The sequence below is a fragment of the Amycolatopsis ponsaeliensis genome, assembly GCF_030182635.1.
In the GTDB taxonomy this organism is placed as follows: domain Bacteria; phylum Actinomycetota; class Actinomycetes; order Mycobacteriales; family Pseudonocardiaceae; genus Amycolatopsis; species Amycolatopsis ponsaeliensis.
Window position 1 is genome coordinate 35784 of the sequence record NZ_JAPZLD010000066.1, and the last position, 15203, is coordinate 50986.

The window sequence follows — 15203 nt, forward strand, 5'->3', positions numbered from 1 at the left end:
AGTCACAGCGTGTCCAGCCAGCGGCGGGTCTCGCGCGGGGACGTCAGCCGGCGGATTTCGGGGCCGGGCGACTCGGCGGCCCAGGCCCGGATGGTCGCCCGTTTCCGCGCGAACGACGCGAAGTGCCAGCGGATGATCGAGTCCGCGGAGAACATCTGGCGGAACGACTCGACGTTGCCGTTGCAGATCCGTTCGCGGGTCACCGAGCGCTTGGCCGTCCGGCGCACCAGGCGGCCCAGGGAAAGCCAGCGCGGGTAGTCGAGCCCCACGACGAGCTGCGTGCGGGGCAGCACGACGTCCTTCCACCTGCTGTACGCGGCATCGAGGACCCAGCGTTCCCCCGCGCACACCTCGGCGATGCGGCGGCGCTGCTCGTCGTCGGGTACCGCGACCCAGCCCGGCTGCCAGGTGAGGTCGTCGGCCGAGACGTACGGCAGGCCGGTGCGCCCGGCGATCAGGGCCGCGAGCGTCGACTTGCCCGAACCGGTCACGCCGTAGACGACGATGCGCTCAGGCGTCGAGGTCACGAGCGGGCTCCCGCGGTCCGCGGTAGGGCAGCGTCTGGCTGTAGACGACGTTCGTGGTCGTGCTGCCGAACTGGGCCAGCTCGTCCATCGTGTGCTCGAGGTGGGCCATCGAGGCCGCGGCGATCTTGAGCGTGTAGCAGTCGTCGCCGGTAGTGCGCAGGCATTCGAGGATCTCGAGGCGCTCGCCCAGCAGCTTGTGCAGTGCCTCGTGCCGGCTGCCGGGGTACTTGAGCCGGACGACGGCGAGCACCGGGTAGCCGACCTTGCCGAGGTCGATGTCGGCGCGGTAGCCGGTGATCACGCCGGCCGCCTCGAGCCGCCGGAGCCGTTCGGTCGTGGCCGACGCGCTGAGGTTCACGCGGCGGCCGAGCTCGGTGAGCGGCAGCCGGGCGTCCTGCTGGAGCTCGACCAGGATGGCCCAGTCCGTCTGATCGAGAATCTCGGTCATCCGGCGAATGTACCGCGAGATCCACGGCCGAAGCCGCCGAACGCCGTGATCGATCCCTTCCGATCACCGCTTTGACCTCGATAGCCTTTCCAGGTGAAGATCGGCGTGAACGTCCCCAACTTCGGCCCCGGCACCGACCCCGGTGTGTTGCGCGCTTGGGCGCGGACCGTGGAAGGCCTCGGCTACGACCTGCTGATGGTGTCCGACCACGTCGCGATCACCCCGGACGTCGCGGGCCAGTACCCGGCGCCGTTCTACGAGCCGTTCACGACGCTTTCGTGGCTCGCGGGCATCACCGAGCGGGTGCGGCTCGGCACCACCGTGCTGGTCGTGCCGTACCGGCATCCCCTGCTGGTGGCCCGGATGGCGGCGAACCTCGACGCGCTCAGCGGCGGCCGGCTGATGATCGGTGCCGGGATCGGCTGGGCGAAGCAGGAGTTCGACGCGCTCGGCGTCCCGTTCGCCCAGCGCGGGAAGCTCACCAGCGAGTACCTCCGGGCGATCCGCGCGGCCTGGGCCGACCACGACGACTACCGGGCCGGCCCGATCCCGCTGTGGCTGGGCGGGCACAGCGACGCGGGGCTGCGCCGCGCGGTGGAGCTCGGCGACGCGTGGCATCCGCTGCGGATGACCATGTCCGGGTTCCGGGAAGGCTTGGCACGCCTGAAAACCCTGGCCGGCGACCGGCCGGTGCCGGCGTTCGCGCCGCGGATCCTCCTGCGGGTGACCGGCGAACCCGTGACCGGCCCGGACCGGCGCGCCGGGGAAGGCACCCTCGAGCAGGTCCTCGACGACCTGACACAGCTGCGGGCGCTGGGCGCGGACACCGTCGTGCTCGACCCGTTCGATGCGGACCCCGCCGAAACCCTCCACCCGGAGGTCGCGTGGCGGGACCTCGCGGCGATTGCCGCTTCCTGGAAGGAAAACCGGTGAAAGAAACCGAAGAAGCCCTGCTGCGGCGCGCGATCGAGCTCGCCCGCGAAGCGCGCGAGGAACACGGCAACCCGCCGTTCGGCTCGCTGCTGGCCGACGCGGACGGCAACGTCCTCGCCGAGGATCGCAACACTTCGTTGACCGACAACGACATCACGGCGCACCCGGAGCTGAAGCTCGCCCGCTGGGCGGCGCAGAACCTGGCCCCCGAGGTCGCGGCGGCGACCACGATGTTCACCAGCACCCAGCCGTGCGGGATGTGCACCGGCGCGATCGAGCGGTCCGGGCTCGGCCGCGTCGTCTACGCGCTGTCGGCGGAACAGTTCCTCACGCTGCGCCCGCCGGTCACGTGGGGCTACGAGACGGAAGGCCCGGCCCTGTTCGACGAGGCCCGGGTGCCCGTCGAGGGGTACTACAAGTGACGAGCTACGAGGTGCGCCCGGTGGCGCGCGTCGAGTCGCCCCTCACGGACCGCACCACGGCGCCGAGACAGGGCGACGAAGGCGCCCCACCGGCCCGGGTGGTGTTCGCACCGGAGTTCCACCCGGCGGCGGCCGACCTCCACCCGGGCGACCGCCTGGTGCTCCTGACGTGGCTGCACGAAGCCGACCGCGAGGTCCAGGCGGTCCACCCGCGCAACGACCCGGCGCGCCCCCGCGAAGGGGTGTTCTCGACACGCTCCCCGGACCGCCCGAACCCGATCGGCCTCCACACGGTGACGGTGACGGCGGCCGAGAACGGAACGCTCACGGTGACGGGCCTGGAAGCGATCGACGGCACACCGGTCCTGGACGTGAAACCGGTCCTCGGCGAGGTGGCCGCCCGCTGAGCCGGTCGATCACGATCCGGGCACCGGGGTAACGACCGCCGCCGCCCGGCCGACCTCCTGCGTACAAACGGAGCAAAGCCCGATGTGCCGGAGGAGGACTGGCGATGACCAGTACGTTCGAACCCGTGCTGCCCGACCCCTGGGCGCCGCCGCCGGCTTCGCCGCCGGTGCGGGCGAAGACGAATCCCTGGCACCTGGTGCTCGCCGCCGCGGCCGGCGCGGCCCTGGTCGGCGCCCTGTGGGTCGGCCTCGACCTGGCCGATTCCGGTGCACCCATCAGCACGCCCGGCACCCCCGCGGAAACGTTCGCTCTCAGCGGCACGTTCACGCTGTACAGCACCGGGTACAGCTACAGCACCTGCGGTGGCTCCGGCGGCTACTCCGACATCACGACCGGGACGACGGTCACCGTCTACAACGCCGCGGGAACCGTGCTCTCCCAAGGCGCACTCGGATCTGGGCGGCCTAACGGCGCCGGGAGCTGCGTGTTCACACTGTCCGCGCCGAACGTTCCGGCGGGCGAGAAGTTCTACCTCGTCGAGGTGTCCCACCGGGGGCGGATCATGGTGCAGCCCGACGACGCGCGAAACGGGAACGTCGCCCTCAGCCTGGGCAGCTGATCAGTAGTCCTTGAAGCCCTTCCCGGTCTTCCGGCCCAGCCGCCCGGCCGTCACGAGGTGCTCGAGCAGCGGCGCCGGCGCGAAGCCCTCTTCGCGGAACTCATTGTACAGCGTCCGCTGGATGGCCAGGGAAACGTCCAGCCCGACCACGTCCAGCAGCTCGAACGGGCCCATCGGCAGGCCGCAGCCCACCTTCATGGCCGTGTCGATGTCGTTAGCCCCCGCGTAGTGGGCCTCCAGCATCTTCACCGCGTCGTTCAGGTACGGGAACAGCAGCGCGTTGACGATGAAGCCCGCCCGGTCTCCACAGTGGACGGCGTGCTTGCCCACCGCGGCGCAGACCGCGCTCGCCGTCGCCACCACGTCCGGGGCGGTCGCGATCGTCGAGACCACCTCCACCAGCTTCATCACCGGAGCCGGGTTGAAGAAGTGGAGACCGATCACGTCGGAGGGCCGGGAGGTCGCCGCCGCGCACTCGATCACCGGCAGCGAAGACGTCGTCGTCGCCAGGACCGCGCCCGGGCGGACGACCTCGTCCAAAGCCGCGAACACCGCCTGCTTCACCGAAAGCTCCTCGGCCACCGCCTCGACGACCAGGTCGACGTCGGCAAGCGCTTCGAAGTCGGTCACCGGGGTGATCCGAGCCAAGGCGGAGGCAGCGTCCTCTTCGGACAGCTTCCCCTTGACCACAGCTTTGTCGAGCGACTTCTTCACCTTCGCCACGGACGCCTGCGCCTTCTCCAGGCTCCGGGCGCGCAGCACGACGTCGAGGCCGCGTTTCGCGAACACCTCCGCGATGCCGGTCGCCATCGTCCCGGTGCCGATCACGCCGACCTTGGCCACCGGCCGCGGCTCCGCACCGTCCACAGTGGACACGACCGTCACGTCCGAGACGATATTGGGCGAGTCGGGTGCGTCGTAGGCGTAGAAGCCGCGGCCCGTCTTGCGTCCCAGCTGGCCCGCCGTGATCATCTGCTTGAGCAGCGGCGCCGGCGCGTGCAGCCGGTTGCGGGACTGGTGGTACATCGTGTCGAGGATCTCGTAGGCGGTGTCCAGCCCGATCAGGTCGAGCAGCGCGAGCGGGCCCATCGGGTACCCGCAGCCGAAGCGCATCGCGGCGTCGAGGTCCTCGCGTGTGGCGTAGCGCTGCTCGTACATCCGCACCGCGTGGTTGAGGTAGCCGAACAGCAGCGCGTTCGCGATGAAGCCCGCCCGGTCGCCGATCACCACCGGCACCTTGCCGAGCCGCTCGGCGAACGCGACCACCTCGGTGACCACCTCCGGCTCGGTGACCACGGTCTTCACGATCTCGACCAGCTTCTGCACCGGCGCCGGGTTGAAGAAGTGCATGCCGACGACCTTGCCGGGGCGCGCCGTGTGCACCCCGATCTCGGTGATCGACAGCGACGAGGTGTTGGACACGAACACGACGTCCGGCCGGGTGACCTTGTCCAGCTCGGTGAAGACGTCAGCTTTCAGTTCGAGGCTTTCCGGAATCGCCTCGATCACCAGGTCCACTTCGGACAGATCCGACAGCGAAGTGCTGTACCGGATCCGTTCCAGCAGCGCCGCTCGGCCGGCCTCGTCGAGCTTTCCGCCGGAAAGCGCGCGTTCGGTGGAGTGCCGCAGGTGACCGCGGCCCCGCTCGACCGCCGGCTGGTCGAGCTCGACCGTGACGACGTCGAGCCCGCTGCGCGCGAGCACTTCGGCGATCCCGGCCCCCATCGTGCCCAGGCCGACCACTCCGACCGTCGAGATGTCCCGCGCCATCGAGGCCTCCAGAGATGTTACTCGCTGGTAATTGGCCCCTGACTCTGCCACACGCAGCCGTCGGAAGCCCACACGGAATCGAGTCAGTACCGCGCAAGTCACCCGGTCGGCGAGCCGGGTTCACTCGCCGAAGTTGCCGTCCACCAGCTCTTTCGCCTTGGTCAGCGCGGCGGAAGCCTGCGGGCCGCTCGCCTGCAGGCGGATCCGGTCACCCTGGCGGGCACCCAGCGACATCAGCGCCAGCACGCTCTTGGCGTCGGCCTCCTGCTCGCCGAGCCGCACGGTGACTTCGGCGTCGAACTCGCTCAGCGCGCGCACCAGCAGCGCCGCGGGACGCGCGTGCAGGCCGACATCGTTGTGCAGCTCCAGCTCGATCTCGTCACCACCGGCCGTGACCTCAGAGAGGGCCAGGTCCTCCGGCATCCCGGCGGCCGCGGCGGCCTCCGCCACCGCCTTGCGGTCCTGGCCCGACTGCGCCGCGACCGCCGCCGCGATCGCGCCTTCGACCAGCGGGCCGTCCGCGACGATGGCCGCCGAGGGGTCGGCGAGCGATTCGATGGCCAGCTCGGCCGTCATCTGGGCGCTGCCGAGGTCGTAGAGCAGGACGACGCCGTCGCCGGAGTCGGCGCGCTGGGTGGCCGCGACGACCTCGTCGTAGTCGGTGCCGATCGAGCCGTCGGAGAGGCCGCCGGCCGGCAGGATGGTGACGTCCGGCGCCATCTGGGCAGCCAGTTCCGCCAGGCCTTCCGCGAGCTTCGAGCTGTGCGAAACGAGCACGATGCCGACACTCACCGGGCGGCCTCCGCGAACGCGCGCAGCAGCAGCGCCGACGACCGCGCACCCGGGTCCATGTGCCCCACCGCGCGCTCGCCCAGGTACGACGCCCGGCCCTTGCGCGGCACCAGGTCCACTGTGGACTCCGCGCCGCGGTCGGCCGCGTCGGCCGCCGCGGTCAGCACCGCGGCGACGTCCCCGCCGTCCTCGGCCGCCTTCTCCGCGGCCGACACCGCCGGGATCAGGGCGTCGACCATGGTCGCGTCGCCACCCACTGCCTTCCCCCGGGCCTGGACGCCTTCGAGCCCGGCGCGCAGCGCGTCCAGCAGCGCCGGGACGTCGAGGTCCTCGGCGGTGCCGAGCTTGGCCGAAGCACGCAGGAAAGCCGTGCCGTACAACGGACCCGCCGCTCCGCCGACCTTGGAGATCAACGTCGTCGCGACGAGCTTCAGGACCGCACCCGGCGTCTCCGGCGCGCCCGCGTCGAGGGCCGCCACGACGGCGGTGAACCCGCGGTTCAGGTTCTCGCCGTGGTCGCCGTCGCCGATCGCGCGGTCGAGCTCGCTCAGCGCGACGCGGTGCTCGGCGACCACGGCCGCCGCGGCACGCACGGCCGCCGCGACCCCGTCGGCCTTGCAGGTCATCAGACCCCCCACCGCAGCGCCGCGGTGTTGACCGGGGCGTCCCAGAGCTCGGTCAGCTCGTCGTCCAGCTTGAGCAACGTCAGACTCATCCCCTGCATCTCGAGGCTGGTGATGTACGGGCCGACCAGCCGGCGTTCGACCACGATCCCACGCTCGGCCAGCAGCCGCTCGGCGATGCCGTGCGCCAGGTAGAGCTCGACGAGCGGCGTCGCGCCCATCGAGTTGGTGAACAGCAGCACGCGGTCACCGGAGGCGAACGGCAGGTCTTCCACCACTGCCTGGACCATCCGCGCCACCAGCGCGTCAGCCGGTTCGAGCGGGATCCGTTCGCGGCCGGGCTCGCCGTGGATGCCGATGCCGAACTCGATCTCGCCGTCGCCGAGGTCGAAGCTGGGCGTGCCGGCGTGCGGCACGGTCGGCGCGGTCAGCGCGACGCCGATCGACCGCACCTGGCCGATCACCTTCTGCGCCAGCTCGGTCACGGCGTCGAGCGAGTCGCCGCGCTCGGCGGCCGCGCCGGTGATCTTCTCCAGCAGCACCGTGCCGCCGACCCCGCGGCGGCCCGCGGTGTAGGTCGAGTCCTTGACCGCGACGTCGTCGTCGATCACGACGCTGCGCACCTCCAGGCCTTCGGCGGCGGCCAGCTCGGCGGCCGTCTCGAAGTTCAGCACGTCGCCGGTGTAGTTCTTCACGATGAGCAGGGCGCCCGCCTCGCCGGTGGTCGCGGTGACGGCGGCCTGCACGGCGTCCGGCGTCGGCGAGGTGAACACCGCGCCCGGGACGGCGGCCGCGAGCATGCCCCGGCCGACGAACCCGCCGTGCAGCGGCTCGTGCCCGGACCCGCCGCCGGAGATGACGGCGACCTTCCCGGCGACCGGCGCGTCGGCGCGGACCACCACGTCCGGATCCTCCTGGACGCGCAGGATGTCCGCGTGCGCGGCGGCGAGGCCCCGCAGCGACTCCACGACCACGTTCGCCGGATCGTTGATGATCTTCTTCACGGCAACCTCCGGCACATCGGCGGGTGGGGTGTCCCCTTCCTACCTCTCCGCGCGGCCCGCCGCCAGATCAGGGTTTGGGGAGCTTCGTGACGACGTTCTTCGCGACGGTGACCGCCTTGCCGCACGGATCGTCGGCGTTCGGGCTCGCGTTGTAGTTCTCGTAGTCCACTTGGGCCAGTTCGACGTCGTCGCCCTGCCACGGCCGGTGCTGCCACTGCACCGTGCACCGCGACGCGCTCCCGTCCGCCTGCTTCTGAAAAGCTGTCACGCCGTTGCCGAGGTCCACCTTGGAGTAACCGTCCCCGACGATCGGCGGCAGTCCCGGCAGGAACTCGACGGTCACGGTCGGGTTGGCGCCGTTGCTCTGCCACTGGCAGGAGTGCAGGCCCGAGGGCGCGGACTTCGCCGACGGCACGGCGGGGGCGACCACCGCGGTGTCGGCCATGGCGCACGGGTCGGCGGTCAGCACGGTGCCCGCCGGCGTCGAGTACTTCTCCGGCGAGTTGTGCACCTTCTGCACGATGGCGTCCATGAGCGTCTGGCCGGGCCGGCACGGGTCGCCGGGGTAGGTGACCGAAACCGTGAGGGCCATGTCCGGGTTCAGCGCCGTCATCGTCGCGACCGTGCAGCTGGAGTCGTCGGTCTTGTTCACGCGCAGCGGCAGCCCGCCGACCTGGCCGGTCGTCTTGTCCGCGTGCGGCAGCAGCGTGCCGCCGATCTCGAACTCGAGCCGGATCTCCTTGCCGCCGGGGTCCTTCACCTTGTTGGTGCACCGGTCGAAGGCGATCGACGACGGCGACGGGTCCTCCTCGACCGTGCCGAGGCCCAGCGCGCCGAGAGCGTCCTTGGTCAGGAACTGGCACGGCTTGATCGTCCGCAGCACGTTCGCCGCCACGGCGGCGTCGGTGATCGGGCCGTCGGTGACCTGGCCGGTGCCGGCCGCCGCGGGCACCGTCGTCCGCGCGAAGTTGGACTTGCCGAGGTCCTGCCCGCACGCGGTCAGCGGCAGCGCGAGGGCGGTGACCAGCAGGAACAGCTTCGGGAGACGGCGGCGCCGGACGTCAGGGAGCACGCGGTGCACGGTAGCCGGAACCTCGCACCCCTGTCCGGACAACCCGGCTATTCGGCCGTGGCGGCGGGTGTGTCTTCGCTCTCGGGCTCGGCCGGCACGACGAGCGGCCGGACGCGGGCCCAGATGATGAACAACGCGGAGACCACCAGCATGCCGATGCCGGCCCAAAGGTTGATGTTGACGTCCGCCGCCTTCTTCAGCTCCGCGTCGGAGGTGAAGAAGGCGCCCATCACGGTGAGGATGACGCCGTAGACGCCGATCAGCAGGGCGATGATCAGCCGGATGTCGAAAGCGCCCGCCTTCTTGGGCCGCGCGCCGGACTCGGTAGCCATGACGGACCTCCTAGAAGATGGCGTTGAGGGCGATGGTCAGGATGAGCACGATGCCCGCGAGCAGGCCCGGCCTGCGGTACCAGCCCGCGTTCTCGCCGGTGTCGTCGTGCTGCCGCGTCGACTTCGGCGTCAGCGAGTACACGAGCCCCACCAGCTCTTCGTCCGGCCTCGGCTTGGTGGCCAGCGACACGACGACGCTCACCACGATGTCGACGACGAACGCGGTCCCGGCGGCGACGAAGCTGATGCCCTGGCCGGTGAGGCCGAGCACCCCGGCCTGGGACAGGCCCCAGACGGTGACCGCGGACGCGGTACCGAGCACCAGGCCGCTCCAGCCGGCGTGCGGGGTCATCCGCTTCCAGAACATGCCCAGGATGAACGTCGCGAACAGCGGCGCGTTGAAGAACGAGAACAGGTCCTGCAGGTAGTTCAGGATGTTGCCGGAGTTCGACGCGATGAACGCGGTGCCGATGGCGAGGACCGTGCCGACCGACGTCACCACGCGCCCGAGGCGCAGGTAGTAGCCGTCCGGCTTGTCCTTCTTGATGTACGTCTGCCAGATGTCGTACGTGAAGACGGTGTTGAACGAGCTGAGGTTCGCGGCCATGCCGGCCATGAACGAGGCCAGCAGACCGGCGATCGCGATGCCGAGCATGCCGTTCGGGAGCAGGTCGCGCATCAGCAGCAGGAGCGCGTTGTTGAAGGTGACGCCGCTTTCCGCGGTGCCGCCGTCCAGCAGGACCTGCTTGTCCTTGACGTACTCGGAGACGGTGACCGCGGCGATCATGCCGGGGATGATCACGATGAACGGGACCAGCATCTTCGGGAACGCGCCGATGATCGGCGTGCGCCGCGCGGCGGACATGCTCTTCGACGCCATCGCGCGCTGGACCTCGACGAAGTTCGTCGTCCAGTACCCGAACGAGAGCACGAAGCCCAGACCGAACACGATGCCGAGGATCGAGAGGATGTTGTTGCCGAAGCCGGTCAGGTTGTCACCGGGCCACGAGTGCAGCTGCGCGGTGCCGCCCGGGCTGTTGGTGACCTTGTCGACCAGGCCTTGCCAGCCGCCGACCTTGACGAGGCCGATGATCGTCAGCGGCACCAGCGCGATGACGATCACGAAGAACTGCAGCACTTCGTTGTAGATCGCGGCGGAGAGGCCGCCGAGCGCCGTGTAGGAGAGGACGATCACGGCGGCGATGATGATCGACACCCACAGCGGCCAGCCGAGCAGCAGGTTCACCACGCTGGCCAGCAGGAACAGGTTCGCGCCCGCGATCAGGATCTGAGCGGCGGCGAAGCTGATGCCGTTGACGAGGTGCGCCGGCTTGCCGAAGCGGCGGCGCATGAACTCGGGAACGCTGCGGACCTTCGAGCCGTAGTAGAACGGCATCATGACGATGCCGAGGAACAGCATCGCCGGGATCGCGCCGATCCAGAAGTAGTGGACGGTCGGCAGGCCGTACTGGGCGCCGTTGGCCGACATGCCCATGACCTCGACCGCGCCGAGGTTCGCCGAGATGAACGCCAGGCCGGTGACCCAGGCGGGCAGCGAGCGGCCCGACAGGAAGAAGTCGAGACTGCTGGACACTTGACGCCGTGCCAGGTACCCGATGCCGAGCACGAGCACGAAGTAGAACGCCAACTCGATGTAGTCGATCGCGCTCGCGTCGAGTCGCAGGTTCGCATCGGCTAGGACGAGCACCCGACCCACCTCTTTTCAAACTGGACAACAACCCACAGGAATCACCACTGTCCTGTCGGATCCGGACAGTACTGCATGGATTCAGGGTCGGCACGTTGACTTGTCCAAAGTGGCCAGAGGGCGCGTCCCCCCGGCCTTGACCTGGGGAAACGCGCCCTCTGTCACGCACCGCGGGAGCGGTTGTGGATCACCGATCGGTCGGGACCGCGATCTCGCCGTCTTCTTCGATCAGCTTGGCGAGCACCTCGTCGGGCAGGTAGGTGCGGTGCGGGTAGCCCGGGCCCCACGAGTTGAGCAGCGGCACGGCGCCGAGCTCGTCGGCCCGCGGGTTGGCGAGCACCGAGTGCACGTCGTCGACCGACTTGGCCCAGCGGAACGCCTTGATGCCCTGCTTGGCCTCGGGCGCGTACTTCTCGCGCGCCTCCCAGTCGTCGGCGGCGTAGGAGTCGTCCCACAGGACGTGCCCGGCTTCCTTGAGCACCTCGGCCGCGGCGCGGACCGACGTGCCGTTGTCGTCGCCGGGGTTGGTCTCGGGCCACTCGTCGTGCTTCTTGGCCGAGTCCCAGAGCCAGCGGGCGGTGTACTCGCTGCCGTTGAAGATCGACATGCACCGCGACCAGCCGAAGCCGACGCAGGCGCCTTCCTTGCCCTGGTCGTAGAACGCGTACCAGGCGTCGGTGTCCGGGGTGCCGCCCGGCTCGAGGCAGACGCAGTGGCCGCCGCGGATCCGGCCCAGCTTCTTGACGCCGGCCTTGGCGATGAAGAACTCACCGGAGGTGTCGTCCTGCTCCGGGGTGTCGAACGCGGAGTACCAGTTGACCCCGATCACGACCGGCGCCCGGGTCGGCCGGTCGGCGTCGGAGAGCGCGGTGAGCGGATACCGTTCGACGTGCCGCCAGTCGTCCGGAATGAACCGGCCCAGACGCGGGTCGGCCGGATCGGAACCGAGTGGGCGATAACGCATGACTTCCTCCTCCGTGCAGACGAAAACGCACGCGCACCGGCCGGACAGGCACGCGCACACGAGCTCGAAGGCGGACTGAAAACGTAGGCACGACAAAGAAAGACGGCCGAGCGCACCACCCTCCGGCCACACCGGACCCACCGGCGGAACCCCTCGGAATAGAGTGTGCCACGAGCGGGCACAATAGGATCCCGAACTCACCCGAACAGCGCATAAAGGCAGGTCGGAAAGGACCTGATCACTTCTCGGCCACGTATCGGGTTAACGATTTCCTGGCGGAGTAATCACCCGGGAATCAGATACCGCAATTCGGCATCGATTCGGTCTCGGTACTTCGGTAACAACGATGTGCGCCAGGGCGACTCCCGTGCGTCGCGGCCACCGGGCGGCGTTGTCAGGAGGAGCCAGGATGTCACCCTGATCTTCGGAGGCCTGCGGCTGACCGAAACCGCCGTCGTCGAAGGCGCCGGTGACCGGGCCCTGCACCATTCGCTGACGGGCCTGTCCGCGCGGGTCGAAATCCGGAGTGCCCGGAACAGCCACGTCACGATCCCCCGGGTGCTGTTCCTCGGCATCCTCGCGCTGGCAGTCAAGAAGGAGCGGTACGACACCGAAGCGCACGTCGTGATCGAAGGACCGGGGACGAAGCTCGAGCGAGCGGTGAGCCTCCGCAGGCACCCTGACGGCGCGGAAGTGGCCCGGGAGTTCGCCGCGCGGCTGAACCGGCTCAGCACGCATCCCGGCTCCGACCACCACGCGCGGAGCCGGCCGTGGGGTGGCCAAGAGCGGTTCGACGTCGCCCTGCTCGATCCCGGCGCCCGCCAGGTCGAGGTCGTGCGGACGGTCCGGCAGCTCGTGCGCGGCCTCGGCCTCATCGATGCCAAGGAGCTGGTGACCGGAACGCCGTCGATCCTGCTGGAACAGGTATCCGCGCCGGAGGCCGAAGCCGCCCGGGAAAGGCTCGAAGACGCGGGCGCGACCGTGGAACTGCTGTGAACGGGCCTCAGTCCGATACGCGCCGGAAGCGCGGCACCACACCGTCCGAAGTCTCGACCGTCTCGCCGAACATCGCTTCCGGCCGCACCCAAAGACCCCGCGCACCGTACAACGCCCGGTACACCACGAGCCGCTCTTCGGTCTCGCTGTGGGACGCGACCCCGAGCACCTCGTACTCGCCGCCCTTGTAGTGGACGTAACGACCCGGAAGCACCTCAGAACAGCCGAAACTCGTCGGACTCGATGCCGCGCAGCTCGTCGTAGTCCAGGGTCAAGCACCTGATTCCGCGGTCCTCCGCCAGCGTGCGCGCCTGGGGCTTGATGATCTGGGCCGCGAACACGCCCTGGACCGGGGCCAGCAGCGGGTCGCGGTTCAGCAGCTCCAAATACCGCGTCAGCTGCTCCACCCCGTCGATCTCGCCGCGGCGCTTGATCTCCACCGCCACCGACTTGCCGTCGGCGTCGCGGGCCATGATGTCCACCGGACCGATCGCCGTCGGGAACTCGCGGCGGACCAGCGTGTAGCCGTCGCCCAGGGTTTTGATGTGCTCGGCCAGCAGTTCCTGCAGGTGCGCCTCGACGCCGTCCTTCTGCAGGCCCGGCTCCGCGCCCAGCGCCTGGGTGTAGTCGTGGAAGACCTCCTCGAGGGAGATCACCAGCTTCTCGCCCTGCTTGTTCTCGACGATCCAGAGGTTGCCGTCCTCGATCAGCCAGCAGGGTGGGCTCATCCAGTTCAACGGCTTGTACGCACGGTCGTCGGAGTGGACGGACACCGACCCGTCGGACTTCACGAGCAACAGGCGGGTGGCCATCGGCAGGTGGGCGGTGAGCCGGCCGGCGTAGTCGACCTGGCACCGCGCGATCACGAGACGCACCCGAGGAGGGTAGGACAGCCTCGGTGATACTGGGCGGGTGGACCCCATTGAGCGTGTCGCGTCCCGTGAGGTGTACCGGAACGACTGGATGACCGTGCGCGAGGACGACATCCGCCGCCCGGACGGCTCGGCGGGCATCTACGGCGTGATCGACAAGCCGGACTACGCCCTTGTCATCGCGCAGGACGGCGACCGGTTCCGGCTGGTCGAGCAGTTCCGCTACCCGCTGGGCGAACGGCGCTGGGAGTTCCCGCAGGGCACCGCGCCCGGCCTCGCCGACGTGCCGCCCGCCGAGCTCGCCGTGCGCGAACTGCGCGAAGAGACCGGCCTGCGCGCCGGCTCGATGGTGCCGCTCGGCAAGCTCGACGTCGCCGCCGGCATGAGCAGCCAGCGCGGCTGGGTGTTCCTCGCCACCGACATCACCGAGGGCGAGCCCGAGCGCGAACTCGAGGAGCAGGACATGCGCAGCGCGTGGTTCTCGCGCGCGGACCTCGAGAAGATGATCCTGGCCGGGGAGATCACCGACGCGCAGTCGATCGCGGCGTGGGGTCAGCTCATGCTGGTCGAGCGGCACCGGCCCTGAGCATCCCGCGGATCACCAGGTGGTGGAACGGCTTGATGAGCGCGAAATAGGCCGGGCCGACGCGGTTGTGGAAGTGCACGATCGTGCCGAGCCGGAACCGCGCGCCGGGCACCGCTTCGACCGTCAGGTACCCGCTCAGGTGACTGTCGTCGACGCCCGCGACCAGGTAGCGCTCCGGGTCGCCGGCGCGGACGGTGAAGAACGCGACCCGGTCGCCGGGCGCGAACCCGACGTCCTCGGGCCGGAGCCGGCCGGACCGCGGCACGGATGCGGTGTCCAGCCGCAGCGCCTTGGCGAGGACGTACCGGGCGCCGAACAGGGCCTTCACCCAGACCGGTGACCAGCCGAACATGCCCGCGATGAACTCGCGCAGGCTGTTCTCGCTTTCGATCTCCTCGAACTCGACGTAGTCGGCACCATCGACGAAGGGCTCGGTCATTTCCTTCTCCCCAGAACGAGTTCCAACGCACTCTTGAGCTCCCGGCCGGACAGCGGCGGCACGACCTGCCCGGCGCCGACGACGATCAGGTACAGCGCCTGCGCCAGGCCCGCGTCGCCGCTGACCTCGGTCAGGTAGGCCACGCGGGTCCGGTCGACGCGCTCCTGGACCGCCCGCGCTTCGGCGTCCTGCAGCGCCCAGGCCCGGATGGCGATCTCGAGCCCGAGGCCGGGACCGGGCGTGAGGACGAGCTTCAGCAACGTGCCCAGGCGATCGCCGTCGGCCGCCTCGGCCTGCTCCATGAACCGGGTCGTGCGTTCGGTCTCGAAGTGCTCCAGCAGGGCGGTCCGGTAGCCGGTCGTGCCCTTGAAGTGGTGGTAGAAGGAGCCCTTCGACAGGCCGAGCCGCTCGGTCAGCCGCTCGATGGTCACCGATGGCGCACCCTGCTCCGCCAGCAGCACCAACCCCGCGTCCAGCCAGTCCCTCTTGCCCGCCATGGCGCGACCATACCATACCGTATGGTATGGCCAGCGAATGTCATGAAGGGCACCCTCATGGCTCTTAAGTGGCTCTTTGCACCGATGTGTGGGTGGTTGAGCGTGGCGTGAAGGGGCGCACGCCGTTGTCCGGCTTAGTTTCTGGCTTGTCGAAGGTCAGCAACCAAGTGATCGGGGAACGGCGTGCGCAA

General features: G+C 69.8%; 20 protein-coding genes. 6 read left to right on the forward strand and 14 right to left on the reverse strand.

Features of this window, described 5'->3' with window-relative positions:
- Positions 1–2: 2 nt before the first annotated feature.
- Together QQ657_RS51350 and QQ657_RS51355 are read right to left on the reverse strand one after the other, a co-directional pair.
- Entirely contained in the window at positions 3–527 is a 525-nt protein-coding gene (locus QQ657_RS51350) for a P-loop NTPase family protein (protein ID WP_284749766.1), read from the reverse strand.
- A complete protein-coding gene (locus tag QQ657_RS51355) occupies positions 511–975 on the reverse strand; it encodes an Lrp/AsnC family transcriptional regulator (RefSeq protein WP_284749767.1) in 465 nt (154 codons plus the stop codon). The genes QQ657_RS51350 and QQ657_RS51355 overlap by 17 nt, the downstream gene beginning before the upstream one ends.
- 93 nt (positions 976–1068) lie before the next feature.
- On the opposite strand from QQ657_RS51355, the gene QQ657_RS51360 reads away from it, so the two are divergent.
- From QQ657_RS51360 to QQ657_RS51375, 4 genes are all read left to right on the forward strand, one after another.
- A complete protein-coding gene (locus tag QQ657_RS51360) occupies positions 1069–1908 on the forward strand; it encodes an LLM class flavin-dependent oxidoreductase (protein WP_284749768.1) in 840 nt (279 codons plus the stop codon).
- Positions 1905–2330, forward strand: a complete 426-nt coding sequence (locus QQ657_RS51365; RefSeq protein ID WP_284749769.1) for a nucleoside deaminase — start codon at positions 1905–1907, stop codon at positions 2328–2330. The genes QQ657_RS51360 and QQ657_RS51365 overlap by 4 nt, the downstream gene beginning before the upstream one ends.
- Complete coding sequence (tsaA, locus tag QQ657_RS51370) at positions 2327–2737, forward strand: tRNA (N6-threonylcarbamoyladenosine(37)-N6)-methyltransferase TrmO (protein ID WP_284749770.1); 411 nt, start codon at positions 2327–2329, stop codon at positions 2735–2737. Before QQ657_RS51365 ends, tsaA begins: the two co-directional genes overlap by 4 nt.
- Before the next feature lie 104 nt (positions 2738–2841).
- Complete coding sequence (locus QQ657_RS51375) at positions 2842–3357, forward strand: hypothetical protein (RefSeq protein ID WP_284749771.1); 516 nt, start codon at positions 2842–2844, stop codon at positions 3355–3357.
- Here the strand turns inward: QQ657_RS51375 and QQ657_RS51380 are convergent, their stop codons facing one another.
- From QQ657_RS51380 to QQ657_RS51415, 8 genes are all read right to left on the reverse strand, one after another.
- A complete protein-coding gene (locus tag QQ657_RS51380; RefSeq protein WP_284749772.1) occupies positions 3358–5127 on the reverse strand; it encodes a 3-hydroxyacyl-CoA dehydrogenase family protein in 1770 nt (589 codons plus the stop codon). It lies immediately after the preceding gene.
- A 120-nt stretch (positions 5128–5247) separates the two neighbouring features.
- On the reverse strand, positions 5248–5919 hold the full coding sequence (gene dhaM, locus QQ657_RS51385) for a dihydroxyacetone kinase phosphoryl donor subunit DhaM (protein ID WP_284749773.1): 672 nt from the start codon (positions 5917–5919) through the stop codon (positions 5248–5250).
- Positions 5916–6545 carry a dihydroxyacetone kinase subunit DhaL gene (gene dhaL / locus QQ657_RS51390; RefSeq protein ID WP_284749774.1) on the reverse strand — a complete coding sequence of 210 codons (630 nt, stop codon included), beginning with the start codon at positions 6543–6545 and terminating at the stop codon, positions 5916–5918. The genes dhaM and dhaL overlap by 4 nt, the downstream gene beginning before the upstream one ends.
- Entirely contained in the window at positions 6545–7546 is a 1002-nt protein-coding gene (dhaK, locus tag QQ657_RS51395; RefSeq protein WP_284749775.1) for a dihydroxyacetone kinase subunit DhaK, read from the reverse strand. The genes dhaL and dhaK overlap by 1 nt, the downstream gene beginning before the upstream one ends.
- 67 nt (positions 7547–7613) lie before the next feature.
- A complete protein-coding gene (locus QQ657_RS51400) occupies positions 7614–8618 on the reverse strand; it encodes a DUF3558 domain-containing protein (RefSeq protein WP_284749776.1) in 1005 nt (334 codons plus the stop codon).
- Between the two features lie 47 nt (positions 8619–8665).
- Positions 8666–8950, reverse strand: coding sequence for a hypothetical protein (locus tag QQ657_RS51405; protein ID WP_284749777.1), 285 nt, complete (start codon positions 8948–8950; stop codon positions 8666–8668).
- Between the two features lie 10 nt (positions 8951–8960).
- Complete coding sequence (locus QQ657_RS51410; protein ID WP_284749778.1) at positions 8961–10658, reverse strand: sodium:solute symporter family protein; 1698 nt, start codon at positions 10656–10658, stop codon at positions 8961–8963.
- Positions 10659–10845: 187 nt separating this feature from the next.
- A complete protein-coding gene (locus QQ657_RS51415; RefSeq protein ID WP_284749779.1) occupies positions 10846–11622 on the reverse strand; it encodes a hypothetical protein in 777 nt (258 codons plus the stop codon).
- Between the two features lie 348 nt (positions 11623–11970).
- Here QQ657_RS51415 and QQ657_RS51420 point away from each other — a divergent pair, with 348 nt between their 5' ends.
- A complete protein-coding gene (locus QQ657_RS51420; protein ID WP_284749780.1) occupies positions 11971–12618 on the forward strand; it encodes a ribosomal protein L7/L12 in 648 nt (215 codons plus the stop codon).
- A 7-nt stretch (positions 12619–12625) separates the two neighbouring features.
- On the opposite strand, the gene QQ657_RS51425 is transcribed toward QQ657_RS51420, so the two are convergent.
- Both QQ657_RS51425 and nucS read right to left on the reverse strand, forming a co-directional pair.
- The gene (locus QQ657_RS51425; RefSeq protein WP_284749781.1) at positions 12626–12832 is read right to left on the reverse strand and encodes a DUF1653 domain-containing protein; all 207 of its coding nucleotides are present in this window, start codon (positions 12830–12832) and stop codon (positions 12626–12628) included.
- A gap of 1 nt (position 12833) precedes the next feature.
- Positions 12834–13493, reverse strand: a complete 660-nt coding sequence (nucS, locus tag QQ657_RS51430) for an endonuclease NucS (RefSeq protein ID WP_284749782.1) — start codon at positions 13491–13493, stop codon at positions 12834–12836.
- Positions 13494–13530: 37 nt separating this feature from the next.
- On the opposite strand from nucS, the gene QQ657_RS51435 reads away from it, so the two are divergent.
- Positions 13531–14076 carry an NUDIX domain-containing protein gene (locus QQ657_RS51435; RefSeq protein WP_284749783.1) on the forward strand — a complete coding sequence of 182 codons (546 nt, stop codon included), beginning with the start codon at positions 13531–13533 and terminating at the stop codon, positions 14074–14076.
- Here QQ657_RS51435 and QQ657_RS51440 read toward each other — a convergent pair.
- Positions 14048–14515, reverse strand: coding sequence for a DUF2867 domain-containing protein (locus QQ657_RS51440; RefSeq protein WP_284749784.1), 468 nt, complete (start codon positions 14513–14515; stop codon positions 14048–14050). The genes QQ657_RS51435 and QQ657_RS51440 overlap by 29 nt on opposite strands.
- The gene (locus QQ657_RS51445; protein WP_284749785.1) at positions 14512–15012 is read right to left on the reverse strand and encodes a TetR/AcrR family transcriptional regulator; all 501 of its coding nucleotides are present in this window, start codon (positions 15010–15012) and stop codon (positions 14512–14514) included. Before QQ657_RS51445 ends, QQ657_RS51440 begins: the two co-directional genes overlap by 4 nt.
- Between the last annotated feature and the right edge of the window lie 191 nt (positions 15013–15203).

Excerpts from the sequence above, each read along its gene's own strand:
- QQ657_RS51355 (WP_284749767.1), bottom strand. The coding sequence starts at position 975 with ATGACCGAGATTCTCGATCAGACGGACTGGGCCATCCTGGTCGAGCTC.
- QQ657_RS51375 (WP_284749771.1), top strand. The coding sequence starts at position 2,842 with ATGACCAGTACGTTCGAACCCGTGCTGCCCGACCCCTGGGCGCCGCCG.
- QQ657_RS51405 (WP_284749777.1), bottom strand. The coding sequence starts at position 8,950 with ATGGCTACCGAGTCCGGCGCGCGGCCCAAGAAGGCGGGCGCTTTCGAC.
- QQ657_RS51445 (WP_284749785.1), bottom strand. The coding sequence starts at position 15,012 with ATGGCGGGCAAGAGGGACTGGCTGGACGCGGGGTTGGTGCTGCTGGCG.
- dhaL (WP_284749774.1), bottom strand. The coding sequence starts at position 6,545 with ATGACCTGCAAGGCCGACGGGGTCGCGGCGGCCGTGCGTGCCGCGGCG.
- QQ657_RS51415 (WP_284749779.1), bottom strand. The coding sequence starts at position 11,622 with ATGCGTTATCGCCCACTCGGTTCCGATCCGGCCGACCCGCGTCTGGGC.
- QQ657_RS51440 (WP_284749784.1), bottom strand. The coding sequence starts at position 14,515 with ATGACCGAGCCCTTCGTCGATGGTGCCGACTACGTCGAGTTCGAGGAG.
- QQ657_RS51380 (WP_284749772.1), bottom strand. The coding sequence starts at position 5,127 with ATGGCGCGGGACATCTCGACGGTCGGAGTGGTCGGCCTGGGCACGATG.